Annotated in this window: 2 protein-coding genes; both read right to left on the bottom strand. The window is 59.7% G+C overall.

What is annotated here, in order from left to right; translation table 11 throughout:
* On the bottom strand, window positions 1-1050 hold a 1050-nt coding region (locus NP596_RS21130), incomplete at its 3' end, for a TonB-dependent receptor plug domain-containing protein (protein WP_256617356.1).
* A 78-nt stretch (window positions 1051-1128) separates the two neighbouring features.
* Window positions 1129-1953, bottom strand: a complete 825-nt coding sequence (locus tag NP596_RS21125; protein WP_256617355.1) for a citrate synthase family protein — start codon at window positions 1951-1953, stop codon at window positions 1129-1131.
* Between the last annotated feature and the right edge of the window lie 107 nt (window positions 1954-2060).

Here is a 2060-nt window from a genome sequence, read left to right as displayed (position 1 = left end):
GTTGGCGCCGATCGGCAGCGTGGCGCCGGCCGGAAACAGGGTCAGGTTGCGTTCGATCTCCTGGCTGGTTTCGAAATAGCTGAGCTGGCTGGTCAGGTCCCAATTGTCGATGTCGTCTGTATGGTAGGTCAGGTCGGCGTTCCAGCGGTCGCTGGCATACCGGTTGACCGGATCCAAGGCTTGCGCAATGCCGGCGCCGTTGCCGAAGTTGCCGCGGTGTTGCATGCCGCCGCGAAAGCGCCAGTTGCCGCGCGATAAATCCAGCCGGGCATCGAGGTTGTCGCGCGACAGGTTGACCGGCCCGGGTGCCAACGAAGCCCGGGGGCCTAAGTTCAGACTGTCGAACTGGCTTTGCAAATCGGCATCGACGATGGAATTCTGTCCGGCGGTCTTATGGTATTCCAGCGCCAACGCCACGTCGAAACCGGCCCATTCGCCCCCGTGCAGACCCCAGCCGTCGTAAGTGTCGAAACTGCCGACCCGGCCGCCGACTTCGGTACCTTCTATATCCTGCCTGGTTTTGGTGATGACGTTGATGACGCCGGCGAAGGCGTCGGCGCCGTATACCGCCGAACCCGGCCCGCGCACCACCTCGATGCGGGCAATATTTTTGATCGGCATGCCGCCCCACACTTCGCTGCGGCTGCCGGTATAGGAATTGGTGATGGGGATGCCGTTGATCATCATCAACACTTGCTGGTTGAATTGAGTATAAATGCCGCGAAAGGTGTAAATCGGGTTATAGCCTATGTTGCTGCGTTCGACGTGGAGACCCGGCACGGTTTCCAGCGCTTCGTCGATGTCGGTGGCGCCGATAGCCTTGATGTCTTCGGCGGTAATCACCGTGGCGATGGAGGGCGCCTTGGAGATCGGTTGTTGATAACCGCTGGCGATGCTGACCATTTCCTCGCCGCCGTAAATCCGCGATAGGGCTTTTTCTTCGTCCTCAAGCGAGATCGGTTGTGCCGGCGCATGGGGGCTAAGGCCGGCGGCGCAAGCCAGCATTAGCATGCGTTGCGACAAAACGAACTTCGGTTTGGGTACTTTCACGTTAAAAACTCTCGGTTATGCACGATCGACACGGGCCTGATCATATCAAGCATGCGGGGTAATTTGAGGCATTTTAGTTTAAAGCCGATGATCGGCCTGAGAGCCGGGCCAAGTTCTCCGGGATGGCCCGTCGTATAAAATGTAATCGCAAGGCATGGGGTACAAAGTACCTTCCGGCCGGGAGCCGGCTTCGATGTAGCCGGGCGGCATGCCGGCCAGAAACACCGGAAAGACGAATAAATACAGCTCCCGCTCATCCAGACCCAGATCGCTGCCCAATGCGGCCACCAGCGCGGCGTAATTCATCTTCATGCGCCAACGGCCGTGCAAAAGCTTGTCTTCCACCTCGAGCGCCAGTTTGAGATAAGGGCCGTTGTCCAGGCCCAACTCCGCGGCCAATTCAAGCAAGGGCTGGATGCGCTCGTCGCTGTTGACCAGCGGCCGGCCGTAGCCGCCGATATTGCGGTTTTTGGTCAATTCTTCCCGAATGCAAGCATCCAGGCTCGCGCCTTGTTCGAGCTGCCGGCGGCAACGGGTGAAAAACTCGACGGCGCGCAGCATCGGCGGGCCGCCGTAGATGGACGCCTCCGAAACCGCCAGTGCAGCCGCCATGCCCAGAGTGCCGGTACTGCGGGTACTGCCGGCCAAGGCCGCGACCCGGTTATTCCATAAGCGTACATCCGGGTAACTGGTGTAAGACCAGATGGCGCTTAGCAGCCGCAATTGCGCTTGATCGAAGCGGCGGCCGGTAATGCCGAACAGATAAAGCGCCAGCCAGTCCATGTCTTTCAAATCTCCATGCAGATTTTGGCCGCGGTAGACGACGTGGCTGCCGGGATAAAAAGTCCCCATGCGGCTTTTCAGGACGCCGACGTGTTCGTTGAGTAAATCCGCACCGTTCATGCGCTGTGTTCCTCGGTATCGGTTACCAGTTCGACGACGCCGAACGGAAATTTCTTATAACCCAGCGGCCGCTGCTCCAGGGCGTGGGCCGCCGCGCCGGGCAGCCG

This window comes from Methylomonas rivi (assembly GCF_024505165.1).
GTDB classification, from domain to species: domain Bacteria; phylum Pseudomonadota; class Gammaproteobacteria; order Methylococcales; family Methylomonadaceae; genus Methylomonas; species Methylomonas rivi.
Note: the sequence above shows the minus strand (reverse complement) of the source record. Positions and strands in the feature narration are given on the sequence as shown.